General features: G+C 74.9%; 19 protein-coding genes and 1 riboswitch. Of the genes, 6 read left to right on the forward strand and 13 right to left on the reverse strand.

From position 1 onward, the window contains the following. Window positions 1-451: 451 nt before the first annotated feature. From tyrS to argC, 11 genes are all read right to left on the reverse strand, one after another. Complete coding sequence (gene tyrS, locus ACWPWV_RS17065; protein ID WP_454044103.1) at window positions 452-1,714, reverse strand: tyrosine--tRNA ligase; 1,263 nt, start codon at window positions 1,712-1,714, stop codon at window positions 452-454. 146 nt (window positions 1,715-1,860) lie between these two features. Then, a complete protein-coding gene (locus ACWPWV_RS17070; protein ID WP_454044104.1) occupies window positions 1,861-2,541 on the reverse strand; it encodes a DNA-3-methyladenine glycosylase in 681 nt (226 codons plus the stop codon). A gap of 51 nt (window positions 2,542-2,592) precedes the next feature. Then, window positions 2,593-3,225: an AAA family ATPase gene (locus tag ACWPWV_RS17075; RefSeq protein WP_454044105.1), complete on the reverse strand. Its 633-nt coding sequence runs from the start codon at window positions 3,223-3,225 to the stop codon at window positions 2,593-2,595. 52 nt (window positions 3,226-3,277) lie between these two features. After that, window positions 3,278-4,747, reverse strand: a complete 1,470-nt coding sequence (gene argH, locus ACWPWV_RS17080) for an argininosuccinate lyase (RefSeq protein WP_454044106.1) — start codon at window positions 4,745-4,747, stop codon at window positions 3,278-3,280. Beyond that, the gene (locus ACWPWV_RS17085; protein WP_454044107.1) at window positions 4,744-5,979 is read right to left on the reverse strand and encodes an argininosuccinate synthase; all 1,236 of its coding nucleotides are present in this window, start codon (window positions 5,977-5,979) and stop codon (window positions 4,744-4,746) included. The genes argH and ACWPWV_RS17085 overlap by 4 nt, the downstream gene beginning before the upstream one ends. A gap of 73 nt (window positions 5,980-6,052) precedes the next feature. Continuing rightward, window positions 6,053-6,589: an arginine repressor gene (locus ACWPWV_RS17090; protein ID WP_454044577.1), complete on the reverse strand. Its 537-nt coding sequence runs from the start codon at window positions 6,587-6,589 to the stop codon at window positions 6,053-6,055. Window positions 6,590-6,609: 20 nt separating this feature from the next. Beyond that, window positions 6,610-7,554, reverse strand: coding sequence for an ornithine carbamoyltransferase (gene argF / locus ACWPWV_RS17095; protein WP_454044108.1), 945 nt, complete (start codon window positions 7,552-7,554; stop codon window positions 6,610-6,612). A 2-nt stretch (window positions 7,555-7,556) separates the two neighbouring features. Further along, window positions 7,557-8,786 carry an acetylornithine transaminase gene (locus tag ACWPWV_RS17100; RefSeq protein WP_454044578.1) on the reverse strand — a complete coding sequence of 410 codons (1,230 nt, stop codon included), beginning with the start codon at window positions 8,784-8,786 and terminating at the stop codon, window positions 7,557-7,559. A gap of 71 nt (window positions 8,787-8,857) precedes the next feature. Continuing rightward, on the reverse strand, window positions 8,858-9,889 hold the full coding sequence (argB, locus tag ACWPWV_RS17105; protein WP_454044109.1) for an acetylglutamate kinase: 1,032 nt from the start codon (window positions 9,887-9,889) through the stop codon (window positions 8,858-8,860). After that, window positions 9,886-11,097 carry a bifunctional glutamate N-acetyltransferase/amino-acid acetyltransferase ArgJ gene (gene argJ, locus ACWPWV_RS17110; protein ID WP_454044110.1) on the reverse strand — a complete coding sequence of 404 codons (1,212 nt, stop codon included), beginning with the start codon at window positions 11,095-11,097 and terminating at the stop codon, window positions 9,886-9,888. Before argJ ends, argB begins: the two co-directional genes overlap by 4 nt. Then, complete coding sequence (argC, locus tag ACWPWV_RS17115) at window positions 11,094-12,188, reverse strand: N-acetyl-gamma-glutamyl-phosphate reductase (protein ID WP_454044111.1); 1,095 nt, start codon at window positions 12,186-12,188, stop codon at window positions 11,094-11,096. Before argC ends, argJ begins: the two co-directional genes overlap by 4 nt. 99 nt (window positions 12,189-12,287) lie before the next feature. Between argC and ACWPWV_RS17120 the strand changes: the two genes are divergently transcribed. Further along, window positions 12,288-13,307 (forward strand): quinone oxidoreductase family protein, encoded by a 1,020-nt coding sequence (locus ACWPWV_RS17120; protein ID WP_454044112.1) that lies wholly within the window; start codon window positions 12,288-12,290, stop codon window positions 13,305-13,307. Then, complete coding sequence (locus ACWPWV_RS17125) at window positions 13,304-13,585, forward strand: hypothetical protein (RefSeq protein WP_454044113.1); 282 nt, start codon at window positions 13,304-13,306, stop codon at window positions 13,583-13,585. Before ACWPWV_RS17120 ends, ACWPWV_RS17125 begins: the two co-directional genes overlap by 4 nt. Here the strand turns inward: ACWPWV_RS17125 and thiD are convergent. Continuing rightward, the gene (gene thiD, locus ACWPWV_RS17130; RefSeq protein WP_454044114.1) at window positions 13,549-14,508 is read right to left on the reverse strand and encodes a bifunctional hydroxymethylpyrimidine kinase/phosphomethylpyrimidine kinase; all 960 of its coding nucleotides are present in this window, start codon (window positions 14,506-14,508) and stop codon (window positions 13,549-13,551) included. The two genes, ACWPWV_RS17125 and thiD, sit on opposite strands and share 37 nt — an antisense overlap. Continuing rightward, window positions 14,501-14,598: riboswitch (TPP riboswitch) on the reverse strand. It overlaps the preceding gene by 8 nt. Window positions 14,599-14,643: 45 nt before the next feature. Continuing rightward, window positions 14,644-15,312 (reverse strand): YceI family protein, encoded by a 669-nt coding sequence (locus tag ACWPWV_RS17135; RefSeq protein ID WP_454044115.1) that lies wholly within the window; start codon window positions 15,310-15,312, stop codon window positions 14,644-14,646. A gap of 231 nt (window positions 15,313-15,543) precedes the next feature. On the opposite strand from ACWPWV_RS17135, the gene ACWPWV_RS17140 reads away from it, so the two are divergent. The 4 genes from ACWPWV_RS17140 to ACWPWV_RS17155 are packed head-to-tail and all read left to right on the forward strand — an operon-like array spanning window position 15,544 to window position 17,799. Next, on the forward strand, window positions 15,544-15,777 hold the full coding sequence (locus tag ACWPWV_RS17140; protein WP_454044116.1) for a hypothetical protein: 234 nt from the start codon (window positions 15,544-15,546) through the stop codon (window positions 15,775-15,777). Next, on the forward strand, window positions 15,765-15,971 hold the full coding sequence (locus tag ACWPWV_RS17145; RefSeq protein WP_454044117.1) for a hypothetical protein: 207 nt from the start codon (window positions 15,765-15,767) through the stop codon (window positions 15,969-15,971). The genes ACWPWV_RS17140 and ACWPWV_RS17145 overlap by 13 nt, the downstream gene beginning before the upstream one ends. A 2-nt stretch (window positions 15,972-15,973) precedes the next feature. After that, window positions 15,974-17,188, forward strand: a complete 1,215-nt coding sequence (locus tag ACWPWV_RS17150) for a sensor histidine kinase (RefSeq protein WP_454044118.1) — start codon at window positions 15,974-15,976, stop codon at window positions 17,186-17,188. Continuing rightward, window positions 17,167-17,799, forward strand: a complete 633-nt coding sequence (locus ACWPWV_RS17155) for a response regulator (RefSeq protein ID WP_454044119.1) — start codon at window positions 17,167-17,169, stop codon at window positions 17,797-17,799. The genes ACWPWV_RS17150 and ACWPWV_RS17155 overlap by 22 nt, the downstream gene beginning before the upstream one ends. Window positions 17,800-17,817: the final 18 nt, after the last annotated feature.

The following is a 17,817-nucleotide window of genomic DNA, read 5'->3' on the forward strand; positions in this document are numbered from 1 at the left end:
AAATTGGCATTGACTAACAAGCACACTGTTGAGTTCTCAAACAACCGACACACACCAACTCAGCCAGACCCAGGGGCCTAACCTCGCTTGGGGCAACTTCTCAACCCTACCAGGCTCTCCCCCCGCCCTTCAACTCGTCCTTGCGGCCGGAGCATCCGTGCGGGCTGGTGATCCCAGCACCCCTCACGCTGGACGGGCGCACGAGGCGACCAGTCCGTCGAAGAGGGGAACCGCCCGGGGGACCAGCCACCTCGTGCCTGCTCCGTGGAGCTTCACCGTGGTGTCCGTTCCTCCCTGCCGGGCGAACGTCGAGAACACTACACGCGGAGGGACGCCCTGCCAAATCCGCAGGATTCCGCGGCTCCCAGGGTCCCGGTGTGCCGCGCAGGGCCGACCACGCCGCGTGGCCGGCCCTGCGGACCTCCCCGGGCTCGGCACCCGGGCGTCCGGCTCAGTCGTCGACGACCGCGACGCCGAGGGTCTTCTTCCCCCGCCTCAGCAACGCGTACCGCCCGTGGAGCAGGTCGTCGGCGTCGACGACCGCCGCCTCGTCCGTGACCTTCGTGTTGTTGACGTACGCACCGCCCTCCGCGACCGCCCGCCGGGCCGCGCCCTTCGAGGCGACCAGGCCCGCCCCGACGAGCAGGTCGACGACCGGGTCCCCGGGCCGGACCGTCGTGCGCGGGAGCTCCGCGACCGCCGCACCGAGGGTCTGCTCGTCGAGCGCACCCAGCTCGCCGCGGCCGAACAGCGCCTGGCTCGCTGCGATCACGGACGCGGTCGCCTCCGCACCGTGCACCAGGGTGGTCACGTCGCTCGCGAGGGCCCGCTGCGCCTCGCGCGCGCCGGGCCGCTCGCGGACGGAGGTCTCGAGCTCGGCGATCTCCTCCCGCGAGCGGAAGGTGAAGATCTTCAGCCACCCCACGACGTCCTCGTCCGACGCGTTCAGCCAGTACTGGTAGAACGCGTACGGGCTCATCATGTCCGGGGCCAGCCACACGGCCCCGCCCTCGGTCTTGCCGAACTTGGTGCCGTCCGCCTTGGTGATGAGCGGCGTCGTCAGCACGTGCACGGACCTGCCCTCGGCCTTGCGCACGAGCTCGACGCCCGAGAGCAGGTTGCCCCACTGGTCGTTGCCGCCCGTCTGCAGCGTGACGTCGTGGCGCCGGTTCAGCTCGAGGAAGTCGATGCCCTGGAGGATCTGGTAGCTGAACTCCGTGAAGCTGATGCCTTCCTCCGAGCGGAGCCTGCGGGCGACCGTGTCCTTGGCGAGCATCGTCCCGAGGCGGTAGTGCTTGCCGACGTCGCGCAGGAGGTCGATCGCCGACAGCTCCGAGATCCAGTCGAGGTTGTTCACCAGGAGCGCCGGGTTGTCGCCGTCGAAGTCGAGGAAGCGCGACACCTGGGACTTCAGGCGCTCGGTCCACTCGGCGACGGTCTCCTTGGTGTTGAGCACGCGCTCCCCGGACTGGCGGGGGTCACCGATCATGCCGGTCGCCCCGCCGACCAGCGCGACCGCACGGTGCCCGGCGAGCTGCAGGTGCCGCAGCACGACGAGCTGGACGAGGTGACCGTGGTGGAGGCTGGGCGCGGTCGGGTCGAAGCCGCAGTAGTAGGCGATCGGGCCCTCGGCCAGCGCGGCGCGCAGCGCGGCCTCGTCGGTGGACTGCGCCACCAGGCCCCGCCATTGCAGCTCGTCGAGAACGTCGCTCACCATCACTCCTTCGTCCGGTGCCCGCGGGTGCGGGCACGTGCACCGCGGCCCGTGCGGGCCGCCGTCCTAGTGTGCCGTGTCGGCGCACGGCCTGGCGCACCCTTCCGCGCGCCGCGCACGACGCCGGCCGGTCGCCGGGTCTCGCGTCACCGGGCGCGGGCGCTCACCCTGCGGAACGCGGACACCGTGGCGTCGCCCGCGAGCCAGTACCGCCACGGGTAGAGCGTGCCGTCGCCGCCCTCGCCGGACACCCCGACGCGCGGCCCGGTCGCGATCGCCGGTCGCAGCGGTCCGGTCGGGCGGTGGATCACCAGGTCGCCGGCCGGGTCGGTCAGCTCGGCGCCGTAGTGGCGCAGGTCCAGGTCGAGCGCGACCGCGAGGCGAGCCGGTCCGCGGGCGATCTGGCGGTCGGAGTCGCACCGCCCCACCGCGACGCGGCGGGCCCGGGCCAGCTCCGCCCCCACGACCACCTCGCCCGCCCGGAGCAGGACCGCCGACGCGCGGCCGGCGGGACCGGTCACGACGTTGACGCAGTGGTGCAGGCCGAGGTGGCGGTAGACGTAGAGCCGTCCCGGCTCGCCGAACATCGCCCGGTTGCGGTCGGTCCGGCCGCGGAAGGCGTGCGACCCGGGGTCGCGCTCGCCGTCGTAGGCCTCGACCTCGGTGATCCGCAGCGTGACCTCGCCCTCGTCGCTGCGCCGGGTGAGCAGCGACCCGAGCAGGTCGCGCGCGACGTCGTGCACGTCCCGCGCGTACCAGCCCCGGGAGGGGGCGTCCCACGGCCCGACGACGCGTCCGCCGTCTGCCGTCCCGGTCACCGCGTCCATCGCACCACCTCCGTCGTGCGCAATCTACGCCGAGGTCCGGTCAGGTGGCGGTCACGGCGCGGCACCCGTCCCGACGACGACCCCGTAGCCGTCGAGCCGCACGTCCGCACGCTCGCGCGTGCGGTGGCGCGCGTAGTGCTCGCGCTCGGCGGTCATCCACGCGAGCCAGTGGTCGCGTGCGTCGTCGCCGTCCCGGTCGAGGCCCCGGCGGAGCCGCAGGTCGTCGGGCGCCTCGACCCAGACGCGCAGCGCCGCGACCGCGTCGGCCTCGAGCCGCGCGGAACCGCACCCCTCGACCACGAGGTACGGCGCGGGCGGGACGTCGTGCCACTCGGCGAAGGCGTCACGGACCCAGTCGAACCTCCGGTACCGGCCGGGACGCCCCGCGGCGAGCGGCGTGAGCACCCACTCGTCGAGACGCGCCCAGGCCGGCTCGAGGCCGCGCCACCCCTCGTAGAGGTCGTCCATGTGCAGCACCTGGGCGGGCAGCGCCGCGCCGAGCTGGGCCGCCAGCGTCGTCTTGCCCGACCCGGCGGGGCCGTCGACGACCACGAGCCGGATGCCCGACGCCGCGTCCCCGTCCGGCGTGGGCCCCTCGTCCGAGGACGGCGCACGGCCGAGGCGCGGGACGGCGTGGCGCACCCGGTGGGCGAGGTCGGCGAGGACCGACGGCCCGACGCTCACGCGGGCACGCCCTCCGGCCCCCCGAGCAGGCGGTCCTCCTGCCGGGACACGCTCAGCCCTGCGCCCAGAACCGGTACTCCGCCGAGCGTTCCTTCGCCGCCTCGAGCTGTTCGGCGACACGCACCGGCGCCGTCCCACCCACCGCGTCGCGGGACGCGAGCGAGCCCTCGACGCTCAGCACCTCGCGCACCCCGGGCGTGAGGTGCTCGGAGATGGCGGCGAGGTCGTCGTCGGACAGGTCCCACAGCTCGACCCCCCGCTCCTCGCACACCCGGACGCACGCCCCCGCGACCTCGTGCGCGACCCGGAACGGCACGCCCTCGCGCACGAGCCACTCGGCGACGTCGGTCGCGAGCGAGAAGCCCTGCGGGGCGAGCGAGGCCATCCGGGCGGTGTCGAAGGTCAGCGTCGCGACCATCCCGGAGAACGCGGGCAGGAGCACCTCGAGCGTGTCGACCTGGTCGAACACCGGCTCCTTGTCCTCCTGCAGGTCGCGGTTGTAGGCGAGCGGCAGTCCCTTGAGCGTCGCGAGCAGACCGGTCAGGTCGCCGATGAGGCGGCCCGCCTTGCCGCGCGCGAGCTCCGCGACGTCGGGGTTCTTCTTCTGCGGCATGATGCTCGAGCCCGTGGAGTAGGAGTCGTGCAGGCGCACGAACCCGAACTCCTTCGTCGCCCAGAGGACGACCTCCTCGGCGATCCGCGACAGGTCGACCCCGATCATCGCCGCGACGAAGGCGAACTCGGCCACGACGTCGCGGGAGGCGGTGCCGTCGATCGAGTTCTCCACCGGACCGTCGAAGCCGAGCTCGGCCGCGACCGCGGCCGGGTCCAGCCCGAGCGACGAGCCCGCGAGCGCCCCCGACCCGTACGGCGAGCGCGCGGCGCGCACGTCCCAGTCGATGAACCGGTCGACGTCGCGCAGCAGCGGCCACGCGTGCGCGAGCAGGTGGTGCGCGAGCAGCACGGGCTGCGCGTGCTGCAGGTGGGTGCGGCCCGGCATCGCGGCGCCGGGGTGGGCCGCGGCCTGCTCGACGAGCGCGTCGACGACGTCGAGCACGAGGCCCGCGATCGTCCGGGCCTCGTCGCGCAGGTACATGCGCGTGAGCGTGGCGATCTGGTCGTTGCGCGAGCGTCCCGCGCGCAGCTTGCCGCCGAGCTCGGGCCCGGCACGCTCGATGAGGCCGCGCTCGAGCGCGGTGTGCACGTCCTCGTCGTCGTCCGCGGCGACGAACGCGCCGGAGGCGACGTCCTCGCGCAGGCGGTCGAGCGCCGCGAGCATGCCCTCGAGCTCGTCGTCGTCGAGGAGGCGCGCGGCGTGCAGGACCCTCGCGTGGGCCTTCGACCCCGCGATGTCCTGACCGGCGAGGCGCCAGTCGAAGTGGGTGCTCTTGCTCAGCGCGGCCAGCGCGTCGCTCGGCCCGCCGGCGAACCGGCCGCCCCACAGGCTCACGCGCCCGGTCGTTCCCTCGTTCTCGTTCTGGTCATCGTGCTCGGGCACGCCGTCTCCCTGGATGTCGCTCATGCTCGTGGTGCCCCGTCCCCCAGGTCCGGCCCGTTGCCGAACCGCTCGTCGCGCGCCGCGGCGAGCTTCGCGGTGAGGCCGTAGATCTCGATGAAGCCCTTCGCCTGCGACTGGTCGAACGAGTCGCCCTCGTCGTACGTCGCGAGGTTGAAGTCGTACAGGCTGGTCTCCGAGCGGCGGCCCGTGACCGTGGCCCGGCCACCGTGCAGCACGAGGCGCACGTCGCCCGAGACGTACCGCTGGGTGTCGTCGACGAACACGTCGAGCGACCGCTTGAGCGGCGAGAACCACATGCCGTCGTAGACGAGCTCGGTCCAGCGCTGCTCCACGCCGCGCTTGAAGCGCGCCTGCTCGCGCTCGAGCGTGACGTTCTCGAGCTCCTGGTGCGCGGCGATGAGCGCGACCGCGCCCGGCGCCTCGTAGACCTCGCGCGACTTGATACCCACGAGGCGGTCCTCGACGATGTCGATCCGGCCGACACCCTGCGCGCCGGCACGGCGGTTCATCTCCTGGACCGCCTGCAACGGGGTGACGGCGACGCCGTCGAGCGCGATCGGGACGCCCTGGTCGAACGTGACCACGACCTCGTCGGCGACCGGCGGGAACGTCGGGTCGTCCGTGTAGCCGTAGACGTCCTTCGTCGGCGCGTTCCAGATGTCCTCGAGGAACCCCGTCTCGACGGCGCGGCCCCAGACGTTCTGGTCGATGGAGAACGGGTTGTGCTTCGTCGTCGCGATGGGCAGGTCGTGCTTCTCCGCGTAGTCGATCGCCTTCTCGCGCGTGAGCGCGAGGTCGCGCACCGGGGCGATGGTCCGCAGCTCCGGGGCGAGGGACGTCGTCGCGACCTCGAAGCGCACCTGGTCGTTGCCCTTGCCGGTGCAGCCGTGCGCGACCGTCGTGGCGCCGAACCGCCGCGCGGCACGGACGAGGTGCTTGACGATGACCGGCCGGGACAGGGCCGAGACGAGCGGGTACCGGTCGAGGTACAGCGCGTTGGCCCGCAGGGCGGGCATGCAGTACTCGGTCGCGAACTCGTCGCGCGCGTCGGCCACGTAGGCCTCGACGGCGCCGCAGTCGAGCGCACGACGGCGGATGACCTCGAGGTCCTCCCCGCCCTGGCCGACGTCGACCGCGACGGCGACGACCTCGGCCCCGGTGGCCTCGGCGATCCAGCCGATGGCGACGGAGGTGTCCAGGCCGCCCGAGTAGGCGAGCACGACGCGTTCGGTCATGACGGTCTCCTTCTGTCCGTGCGGACGGAGGTCTGCGGTCCAGTGTGGCAGGGCGGCACGCGGCGACGGCCCGTCACGCAGCCGGCCCCGAGAGGTCGAGGAACCGCCGGGCGAGGTCGGCGCCGCCGTCGGGCTCGCGCGCGACGACGAGGATGGTGTCGTCCCCGGCGATGCACCCGAGGACGCCGGGCAGGACCGAGTGGTCGATCGCCGAGGCGAGGTAGTTCGCGGCTCCGGGGGGCGTGCGCAGGACCACCAGGTTGGCCGACGCCTCCGCCGAGACGAGCATCTCGGAGCACAGACGGGCGAGGCGCGCCGCGAGGTACTCGGGCGACTCGACGCTCTGCACGGTACGGTCGCCACCCTCCCCCGGCACCGCGTACACGAGCGCCCCGGAGCCTGCCCGCACCTTCTCGGCGCGCAGCTCGATGAGGTCGCGCGACAGCGTCGCCTGCGTGACGGTGAGGCCGTCGGCCGCGAGCTCGCGGGCGAGCTCGGCCTGCGAGTGGATCGCGGTCCGGCGCACGATCTCGGCGATGCGCGCGTGGCGCGCCGCCTTCGTCGTGGCGGTCCGGCCGTGCGCCGGGTCGACCCGCTCCGTGGTGTCCACCTCGCGTCCGTCGTGCTCCGTCACGACCGCTCCAGGAGGAAGGTCAGGAGGGCCTTCTGCGCGTGCAGGCGGTTCTCGGCCTCGTCCCACACGACCGACTGCGGGCCGTCGATGACCTCGACCGTGATCTCCTTGCCCCGATAGGCGGGCAGGCAGTGCAGGACGATCGCGTCCTGCGCCGCGTGCGCGAGGAGCGCCGCGTCCAGCCGGTACGGCACGAACGGCAGCGAGCGCTCCGCCGCCTCCTCCTCGTCGCCCATCGAGACCCACGTGTCGGTCGCGACGACGTCGGCACCGGTCACCGCCTCGACGGGGTCGGACGTGACGAGCACGGACCCGCCGGTCTCGGCCGCGATCCGCTCCGCGTCGGCGACGAAGGCCGCGGCCGGCGGGTAGGCGTCGGGCGTCCCGACCCGCACGTGCATCCCGGCGGTCGCGCCGCCGAGGAGGTAGGAGTGCGCCATGTTGTTCGCGCCGTCGCCGACGTAGGCGAGCGTCTGGCCCGCGAGCGCCGCGGTGCCGCCGCGGTGCTGCGCGACCGTGAGGAGGTCGGCGAGGATCTGACAGGGGTGGAAGTCGTCGGTGAGCGCGTTGACGACAGGCACCCGGCTCGCCGCGGCCATCTCCTCGATGCGGTCCTGGCCGTGCGTGCGCCAGACGATCGCGGACACCTGCCGGTCCAGCACGCGCGTCGTGTCGGCGATCGACTCGCGCACCCCGATGCCGGCGAGGCGCCCGTCGACCACCAGCGGGAAGCCCCCGAGCTCGGCGATCCCGGTCGAGAACGAGACCTGGGTCCGCAGCGTGGGCTTGTCGAACAGCACCGCCACGGCCTGCGGTCCGGACAGCGGCTGGCGGAACGTGCGGTCGTCGCGGAACGCGAGCGCGATCTCGAGGACCTGGCGCTGCTCGGCGGGCGTGAGGTCGTCGTCGCGCAGGAAGTGCCGCGGGGCCACCGGGGTCATGGTCAGTCCCTCGTCTCGGTCGGGTCGGGGTCGGGCAGGTGCAGGTCCGCGAAGAACGCGACGACGTCGCGCGCCTGGTCGGGCGTGAGGACGAGCGGCGGCGCGAGGCGGATCGCGTCGGGCGCCACGGCGTTGACGATGAGCCCGGAGTCGAGCGCGGCCCGCACGACGTCCGCCGCGACGGGGCGCGAGAGCAGCACGGCGAGGAGCAGCCCGCGGCCGCGGACGCCCGCGACGAGCGGGTTGCCCGCGCCCGCGATGCCGTCGCGCAGGAGACCGCCGACCGTCCGGACGTTCTCGAGGAGGCCGTCGCGCTCGATGACGCCGAGCGTCGCGAGGGCGGCCGCCGCGGCGACGGGGTTGCCGCCGAACGTCGTGCCGTGCTGGCCCCGGCCGAGCAGGGTCGCGGCGCGCTCGCCGTAGGCGACCACCGCGCCGACGGGGAACCCGCCGCCGAGGCCCTTGGCGAGCGTCACGACGTCGGGCACGATCCCGCCGCCGAGGTCCGGCTGCTGGACCGCGAGCCAGGAACCCGTGCGCCCGACGCCCGTCTGGACCTCGTCGAGGACGAGCAGCGCACCGTGGCGGTCCGTGAGCTCACGTGCGGCGGCGAGGTAGCCCGGCGAGAGGGACCGCACGCCCGCCTCGCCCTGGACGGGTTCGACGACGAGCGCCGCGACCTCCCCGCGGGCCGCCACGGCCTCGACCGAGAACGCCTCCTCCAGGGCGGCGACGTCGTCGAACGCGACGTGCTCGACGCCGCCCGGGAGCGGCTCGAAGGGCTCGCGGTACGCGGCCTTGCTCGTGAGGGCGAGCGCGCCCATCGTGCGACCGTGGAAACCGCCCTCGAGGGCGAGCACGCGGGGCCGCCCGGTGCGGCGGGCCATCTTGAAGGCCGCCTCGTTCGCCTCGGTCCCGGAGTTGGTGAAGAACACGCGCGAGCCGTCGGGCGCGCCGCACAGCGCGAGGAGGCGCTCGGCGAGCGCGATCTGCGTGGGCGTGCCGAAGAAGTTCGACACGTGCCCGAGCGTGCCGAGCTGCGCGCTCACGGCGGCGGTCAGCGTCGGGTGCGCGTGGCCGAGCGCGTTGACCGCGATCCCGGCCAGCAGGTCGAGGTAGCGCCTGCCGTCCGCGTCCCAGACGTACGCGCCCTCGCCGCGCACGAGCACGCGCTGCGGCGGTCCGAACGTGTCCATCACGGCGTGCGTGTAGCGCTCGGTCCACTCCTGCACCGAGCCGGGGGACGTGTCGAGGACCCCGCCCCGGGCGGTGACGGTCGTCGTCTCGGTCGAGCCGTCGTGCGTCACGCGGCACCTCCGGTCACGGGGTCGGGGACCACCATGGTCCCGCTGCCCTGGGTCGTGAAGACCTCGAGCAGGAGCGAGTGGGGCACGCGGCCGTCGATCACGGTGGCCGCGGACACGCCGCCCTCGACGGCGCGCAGGCACGCCTCCATCTTCGGCACCATGCCGGACTCGAGGGACGGCAGGAGCCGGGCGAGCTCGGAGCGCGTGATCTGCGCGACGAGCGAGCCCCGGTCCGGCCAGGAGGTGTAGAGGCCCTCCACGTCGGTGAGCACGACGAGCTTCTTCGCGCCGAGCGCGACCGCGAGCGCCGCCGCGGCCGTGTCGGCGTTGACGTTGAGCACCTGCGTCGGGTCCTCCAGGTCGGGAGCGATCGTCGAGACGACGGGGATGCGCCCGGCGTCGAGGAGGTCCTGCACGGCGGACGGGTGCACCTCGACGACGTCGCCCACGAGGCCCACGTCGACGGGCTCGCCGTCGACCGTGGCGTGCCGGCGCTGCGCCTGGAGCAGGCCGCCGTCCTCGCCCGAGAGACCGACGGCGTACGGGCCGTGCGCGTTGATGAGCCCGACGAGCTCGCGCGACACCTGGCCCGTGAGGACCATGCGCACGACGTCCATCGCCTCGGGCGTCGTCACGCGCAGGCCCCCGCGGAACTCCGACTCGATGCCGAGCCGGGCGAGCATGGCGGAGATCTGCGGTCCCCCGCCGTGCACGACGACGGGGTGCAGCCCGACGCGGCGCAGGAACACCATGTCCTGCGCGAACGCGGCCTTGAGCCGGTCGTCGACCATCGCGTTGCCGCCGTACTTCACGACGACGAGCGCGCCCGCGTACTCCTGGAGCCAGGGCAGGGCCTCGACGAGCACCTCGGCCTTCTGGTCGGGGCGCAGGGCGTCGAGCAGCTCCTGGCCGTCGGCGGTCGCGAGGTCGAAACCGCCGGTGGTCGTCCCGTCGGGCGACGGTGCACCGGACGACAGGGCGTCGGACGACGGGCCGGGCCCGTGCCCGGGCGTGGTGGAGCCGCTCATGAGGAGTACGCGCTGTTCTCGTGGACGTAGTCGTGCGTGAGGTCGTTGGTCCAGACGGTCGCGGACGCGGGGCCGGCGTGCAGGTCGATCTCCACGCGCACCTCGCGGTCGACGGCGAGGTCGACGAGCTCGCGGGGCTCGCCCACGCCTCCCGCGCGGCAGACCTGGACGCCGTTCACCGACACGTCGAGCGCGAGCGCGTCGAACGGGGCGACCTCCTCGGGCACCGTGCCCACGGCGGAGACGATGCGTCCCCAGTTCGGGTCGTTGCCGAAGATCGCGGTCTTCACCAGGTTCGACCGCGTGACCGCCCGGGCGACCGCGACGGCCGCGTCCTCGTCGGAGGCGTTCACGACCGTGACCGCGACCTCGTGGCTCGCGCCCTCGGCGTCCGCGACGAGCTGGCGCGCGAGCGAGCCGCAGGCCTCGGTGAGCGCGTCGGTGAGTTCCGCGGACGTCACCTCGACCCCGGACGCGCCCGAGGCGAGGAGGATCACGGTGTCGTTGGTCGACATGCACCCGTCGGAGTCGACCCGGTCGAACGTCGTGCGGGTCGCGGCGCGCAGGGCCGCGTCGGCGGTCTCGGCGTCGACGACGGCGTCCGTCGTGAGGACCGACAGCATCGTCGCGAGGCCGGGCGCGAGCATCCCCGCCCCCTTGGCCATGCCGCCGACCGACCAGGTCGCGCCGCCGTCGAGCGAGCCCGGCACGGCGCCCTCACGCACGACCTCGACGGTCTTGGGCACGGTGTCGGTCGTCATGATCGCGAGCGCCGCGTCACCGCCGCCCGCGGTCGCCGAGGACGGGTCGTCGAGCGCGACGGCCGCCGCGTCGACGCCGGCGAGCAGCTCCGGCATCGGCAGCCGGACGCCGATGAGGCCCGTCGAGCACACGAGGACGTCGCCCGCGGACGTGGCCAGGACGTCGGCGACGTGCTCGGCCGTGCGGTGCGTGTCGGCGAAGCCCTCCGGCCCGGTGCACGCGTTGGCGCCGCCCGAGTTCAGCACGACGGCGGTCGCCCGCCCGTCGCTCACCGCCTGGCGGGTCCACGCGACCGGCGCCGCGAACACGCGGTTGCTCGTGAGGACGGCGGCCGCGACGTCGAGCGGGCCGTCGTTGACGACGAGCGCGACGTCCTTCGCGCCGGTCGACTTGAGTCCGGCGGCGACGCCGGCGGCCCGGAAGCCCAGGGGCGACGTGACGGTCACGGGGCGACTCCCTCGGTGGTGAGGCCCGCCGTCTGCGGCAGGCCGAGAGCGATGTTCATGGACTGCACCGCGGCGCCCGCGGTGCCCTTGACGAGGTTGTCGATCGCCGTGACGGTGACCACGCGGCCCGCGGCGTGGTCGACGGCGACCTGGACGAGCGCGGTGTTGGCCCCGAGCGTCATCGCCGTGCTCGGCCACCGCCCCTCGGGCAGCACCTGCACGAAGGGCTCCCCCACGTACGCGTCGTCCCACGCCTGGCGCACCCGCGCGTCGAGCTCGGCGGGCCCGAGACCGGCGACGGCGTCCGCCAGCGGTGCCGAGACCGTCGCGAGGATCCCTCGCGCCATGGGCACGAGCGTCGGCGTGAACGAGATCCGCACGGCCGACGCCCCCGCAGCGCGCAGGTTCTGCACGATCTCCGGGACGTGCCGGTGGCTCCCGCCCACGGCGTACGGCTGGGCGGACCCGAGCCCCTCAGACGCGAGCAGGTGCGGCTTGAGCGACTTCCCGGCACCCGAGTACCCGACCGCCAGCACGGCGACGACGTCGCCCGGGTCGACGACGCCCGCGGCGACCCCGGGCTGCAGGCCGAGCGTGACCGCCGTGACGTTGCAGCCCGGCACGGCGATCCGGCGCGCACCGGCGAGCCGCTCGCGCTGGCGCGTCTCCGTCGCGCGGGCGCCCGGGTCCTGCGTGAGCAGGAGCTCCGGGAGCCCGTAGGGCCACGTGCCCGCGTGCTCCGAGCCGTAGAACTGCTCCCAGTCCGTCGCGGACTCCAGCCGGTGGTCCGCACCGAGGTCCAGCACGAGGACGTCGTCGGGCAGCTGCGCCGCGATCTCCCCCGACGCACCGTGCGGCAGGGCGAGGACGACCACGTCGTGGCCGACGAGGTGCTCGACCGTCGTCGGCAGGAGCACTCTGTCGGCGAGCGAGCGCAGGTGGGGCTGGTGCTCCCCGAGCGCCGTGCCCGCGTTGCTGTGCGCCGTCACGGCACCGATCTCGACGTCGGGGTGCCCGGCGAGCAGGCGCAGCATCTCGCCCCCCGCGTACCCGGACGCTCCCGCGACCGCCACTGTGATCGTCATATGCATCACTATACATAGTTATACATCCGGTCGTCGTCACGGTCGTGCGCGTCGGGATGCTGCGTCGCGGAGGGGTCGGCCCGCGCGCCCGCCTAGGCTGCTCCCATGCATGCGATCGTGGCCCGCGAGGCGGGCGGCCCCGACGTCCTGGAGCACCGCGAGCTGCCCGACCCGACCCCCGGGCCGGGACAGCTCCTCGTCCGCACGGCGGTCGCGGGCGTCAACTTCATCGACACCTACAAGCGCGCGGGCGTGTACCCGGTGCAGTACCCGCACGTCGTGGGCAGCGAGGGTGCCGGCCACGTGGTCGAGGTCGGGGACGGCGTCGAGGACTTCGCCGTGGGCGACCGTGTCGTGTGGACGGAGGCGCCGGGCTCGTACGCGGACCTCGTCGTCGTCGCGGCGCGCGAGGCGCTGCACGTGCCCGACGCCGTCTCGCTCGAGGACGCCACCGCCGTCGCGCTCCAGGGCCTGACGGCGCACTACCTGTGCACGTCGTCGTACGCCGTCCGCCCGGGCGACCGCGTGCTCGTGCACGCGGGAGCCGGCGGGGTCGGCCTGCTGCTCACCCAGATGGTCGTCGCGCGCGGCGGGCACGTGGTCTCGACGGTCTCGACGCCCGCGAAGGCCGAGCTCGCGCGCGGCGCGGGCGCCGACCACGTGGTCGAGTACACGGCGCTCGGCGACCTGACGCACGACCTGCCGGAGATCGTGCGCGGCCTGACGGGCGGCGAGGGCGTCGCCGCCGTGTTCGACTCCGTCGGCAGGGACACGTTCGACGCGTCGCTCGCGTCGCTGCGCCGCCGCGGGACGCTGGTCCTCTTCGGCGGGTCCTCGGGCCAGGTGCCGGCGTTCGACCCGCAGCGCCTCAACGCCGCCGGGTCGGTCTTCCTCACGCGCCCCAAGCTCGCCGACCACACGGCGACGCGGACCGAGCTCGTCGAGCGCGCGACGGAGGTGCTCGGTGCGGTCGCGGGCGGGACGCTGCGCGTGCGCGTCGGCGCGACCTTCCCGCTCGCCCACGCCGCAGAGGCGCACCGTGCGCTCGAGGGGCGTGCCACGACGGGCAAGGTGCTGCTCGTGCCCGACGCCGCGGCGTCGGGCACGACCGGGGGCGCGGCATGAGCTGGGACTGGGTGCCGGCCCGACCGGGCGAGGAGGACGGGTCCGACGGCGGTCCCTCCCCTGCGCTGCGCCGCGCCGTGACGGTGCTGGCCGTGCTGTTCACGGGGGTGCTCGTCGTCTACTACCTGACGATCGGCGTCCGGCAGGGCGACGACCGGTGCGTCGCCGAGCGGCCCGACGGCGTGGCGGCGAGCCAGGTCGAGTCGCGGTGGCGGTGGTGGCCGCCGGGCACGGAGTGCGTCTACCCGACCGGGACCGGCGAGGTCGCGCGGGCCTGAACCCCGTCGTCCCCGGCGGGCTCCGCGCGCGCTCCGGGACCCGGCCCGAGCGCGTGCAGGTGGTCGACGGGCCCCCGACCCGTCCCCACCTGCAGCGCCGCACCGGCGCGCAGCGCTCCCGTGAGCCAGTCCTTGGCCTCGCGCGCCGCCTCGGGCCAGCCCGAGCGCTGGGGGCGCAGCGCCGCGAGCGCCGCCGAGAGCGAGCACCCGGTGCCGTGCGTGTGCGGCGTGTCGACGCGCTCGGCGTCGAACGTCGTGACGCGGCCGGCACCGCCGCTCGCCGGGTCGGGCTCGACGAGCGCGTCCGGCGACGTCGACCCGGCGAGGTGGCCGCCCTTGAGGAGGACTGCGGTCCCGCTCGCCGCGACGAACGCGCGCGCCTGGTCCAGGGCGAGGTCCCACGCGGTCGCGACCGGTGCGCCCGCGAGGACGGCCAGCTCGGGCAGGTTCGGCGTCACGACGTCCGCGCGTCGCGCGAGGTCGCGCACGGCCTGCTCGGCGCCGGCGTCGAGCAGGCGGTGCCCGGACGTGGCGACCATGACCGGGTCGAGCACGACGTGCGGCGACGGCTCGCCACGGGCCCGCCGGGCGGCCGCGAGGTCGTCGAGCCACCGACCGATCGCGTGCGCGTTCGCGGCGTCGGCCACCATCCCGATCTTCAGCGCGTCGATCTCGACGTCGTCGGACACCGCGTCGAGCTGCTCGCGCAGGAACTCCGGGCCCGGGACGTGCACGGAGCGCACGCCGTGCGTGTTCTGCGCGACGAGCGCGGTGGTCACGGCCATCCCGTACGCGCCGTGCGCGCAGAACGCCTTGAGGTCGGCCTGGATGCCCGCACCCCCGGTCGGGTCGGTCCCGGCGACGGTCAGGACCCGCGGACGCGAGGGCCGCGATGCTGGAGAGGTCGAGAGGGCGAGCGTCATCGCCGGACATCCCTTCGCTAGTACGAGCTAGATCAGGTTCGACGGGTGTGATCTCAGCCCTGGTCGCCCAAGGCACCCCGTGTCGGTCCGCTCATGCTAGCGGCGCGGTGCGCCGTCCCGGCGCGCCGCCCGTCGTCACTCCTGGTGGATCGCCTCGCCCGCGATCTCGAGGGACACCTTCTTGCCGACGAGGAGGCCGCCGGTCTCGAGCAGCACGTTCCAGACCAGGCCGTAGTCCTCGCGGTCGAACTCGCCGGTGGCGTGGAAGCCGAAGATGTCGCGGCCGTAGGGGTCGCGTCGCGCACCGCCGTACCGCATCGTCAGGTCGATCGGGCGGGTGACGTCGCGGATCGTCAGGAGGCCGCTCACCACGAAGTGGCCCGCCTCGGCGGGTGCGACACGGTCCGCGGCGACGGTCGCGCGCTCCGGCGAGCGGTTGCGCAGCCTCGCCCACGCGAGGATCGCGTCGTCCTGGATCCCCTGCCACCGGACCCCCGTGCTGCGGAACTCGAGCGTGGGGTACGTCTCGACGTCGAGGAAGTCGGCGCTGTGCAGGTGCACGTCACGGTCCGCGTGGTGCGTCGTGAGGCTCGCGGACTCGATCGTCGCCGCCACGGCCGAGGCCAGCGGGTCCTCGCCCACGAGGACGGTCGCGCTCGCCCGGGTGAACTCGCCCCGGACCGGCGAGACCATCATGTGCTGCCCGGCGAACCCCACCCGCTTGTGCGCCTCGTCGAGCACGTAGGTCCCCGCGTCCGGGACGGTCATGCCGTTCCACTGCCGGACCGGTCGTGTCGTGGTCATCCGTCGCCCTCCGGGGTGCCGTGCTCGAGCCGCGACCGCGACGAGCGCTCGGACTTGGTCAGGTGTCCGGGAGAGCATCGCCGATTGTTAGGTGAACTTTCAACCATTCGGCGCGTGACCTTCCGGACACCGCGCGAGGCCGGCTCCGCACGGACGACCCGTGCGCGGCGCACGCCGAGGACGTGCGCGGTGCACCTCGTCCCTGCGCAGCGCCCGGACGACCGTGGAGACATGACGCACCACGACACGGCCGTCCCGTCCCCCGACCCCTCGTCGAGCGCCGGTCCGCACCCCCGGGCCGACCGCCGGCGCGGCACGGCGCCGCGCACCGTCCGTCCGACGTGGGCGAGCGCGCTCTCGTCCGGCTGGCCGCTCGCGGTCGGCCTCGTGGTCGCCGCCACCGCGCACGGCCGCCCGGGCGCCCAGACCTCGCTGCTCGGGGAGCCGCCGCGGTGTCCGCGCTGACCTTCCTCGGCGAGCACGCCCGGTGGACCGCGACCGGCGTCGTCGCCGCCCTCGTCGCGTGGACCGGTGTCACCGCCCCCGTGGTGCAGGACGTCGCGTGCTGGGCGCACGAGCCGGACGTCGCGCCACCGCTGGCCGAGCCGGGCGAGGCGCTCGACCTCGCGCTCGGCGCGGCGCTCCTGGTACTACTGTGAGCGTGACGGCGCTCACCACGGCACGAGCGGGGCGCCCGGGCGACCGGCCGTCCCGGCCGCGACCGGGTCCGCCGGTCGACGCCCGCCTCGCACGCGGCGCGACATGGGCCTGGGTCGTCGGGACGCTCGCGTGCTGCGTCGTCCCGCCCTGGGCCGTCGCAATCGACGCCCCGTCCCCGCTCGTGCGCTGGGTGGCCCCCGTCGTCCTGGTGGCGCTCGTCGTCACGCAGTCCGCGGCGGTGCTCTGGGCGGTGCCGCCCGTGACGAGCCCCCGCGACCGCGCGGTGCGGGCCCGGGCGCACGGCGCGGTCGCCGTCGCCGCGCTCGTCGTCCTCGCGCCGCTCGCCCACCCGGGGTGGGCACCCTGGGCGTGGGTGGCCGGCTCCGTCGCCGGCACCGCGCCGCTCGTCGCCGGACGCTGGTGGGCCCTCGGCACCGGCGCCCTCGCCCTGGCGTCCACGGTCGGCGTCGCGCTCGCGGGCGGCTCGTCGCTCGCCGGCTCGCTCGTCGTGCTCACGACCATGGGCGCGAGCGTCGCGCTCCTCACGGCTCTGCCCGTCGGCCTGTGGCGTCTCCTGGCGCGTCAGGAGGCGGAGCGCGAGGTGCGCGAGCAGCTCGCGCTCGCCGAGGAGAGGCTCCGGTTCGCCCAGGACGTGCACGACGTCCTCGGCCACACCCTGTCCGTCCTCGCGCTCCGTTCCGAGCTCGCGGCCCGCGTCGCGCTCGTCGACCCCCCGCGCGCGGCCCGGGAGAGCGCCGCGGCGCACCGGCTCGCCCTCGAGGCGCTCGACGACGTCCGGCGGGCGGCGGCCGGACGTCGCGAGACCGACCTCGCCGCCGAGATCGCCTCCGTCGCGCAGGTCCTGCGCTCCTCGGGCCTGCGGTGCGCACCCGACGTCCCGCAGCCGTGGGACGCCCCGCCGGCGGCCGCCGCGACGTTGTCCCTCGTCGTCAAGGAGGCCGCGACCAACGTCCTGCGCCACTCGCGCGCGACGTGGTGCTCGCTCGCGCTCGAGGAGGCCGACGGGCTCGTCCGGCTCGTGGTCTCGAACGACGGCGCGGGGCGCGCACGGACGCCCGTCGCGTCCGTCGCGTCCCCGGCGGGCAGCGGCCTCGCCGGCCTCGCGGACCGGCTCGCGGCGCGCGGCGGCGGTCTGTCCGCCGCGCGCGACGCGGACGTCTTCACCGTCGTCGCGTGGATGCCGGTGGCGGCGTGATCCGCGTCGTGCTCGTCGACGACGAGGAGCTCGTGCTGGCCGCCGTCGCGGCGCTGCTCGACCTCGAGCCGGACCTCGAGGTGGTCGGCCAGGCGGTCGACGGCCGCACCGGCGTGAGGCTCGCGCTGGAGCACCGGCCCGACGTCGTGGTCGTCGACCAGCACATGCCGGGGCTCGACGGCCTGGGGGTGACGGCCGAGCTCGCGCGCACCCTGCCCACGGCGGCGGTCGTCGTCCTGACCGGGCGCGCCCGCGCCTCGCTGCTGCGACCGGTGCTGGAGGCCGGCGCGATGGGGTTCGTCCCCAAGGGCGCGCCCGGTGCCGTGCTCGCGGACGTGGTCCGGCGGGTGCACCGCGGCGACCGGTACGTCGACCCCGCGCTCGCGGCCGAGGCGCTGACCGCACCCCCGTGCCCGCTCAGCCCGCGCGAGCTCGACGTGCTGCGTCGCGCCGGGGACGGCGCGTCGACCCGCTCGGTCGCCCGCTCCCTCCACCTGTCCGAGGGCACGGTGCGCAACTACCTCGCCGCGATCGTCACCAAGCTCGGGGTCTCCGGCCGCGACGAGGCGCGGCGCGTCGCCGAGGAGCACGGCTGGCTCGACGCGCGCTGACGGGACGGGCCCCCTGCC

The organism is Cellulosimicrobium sp. Marseille-Q8652, assembly GCF_965112045.1.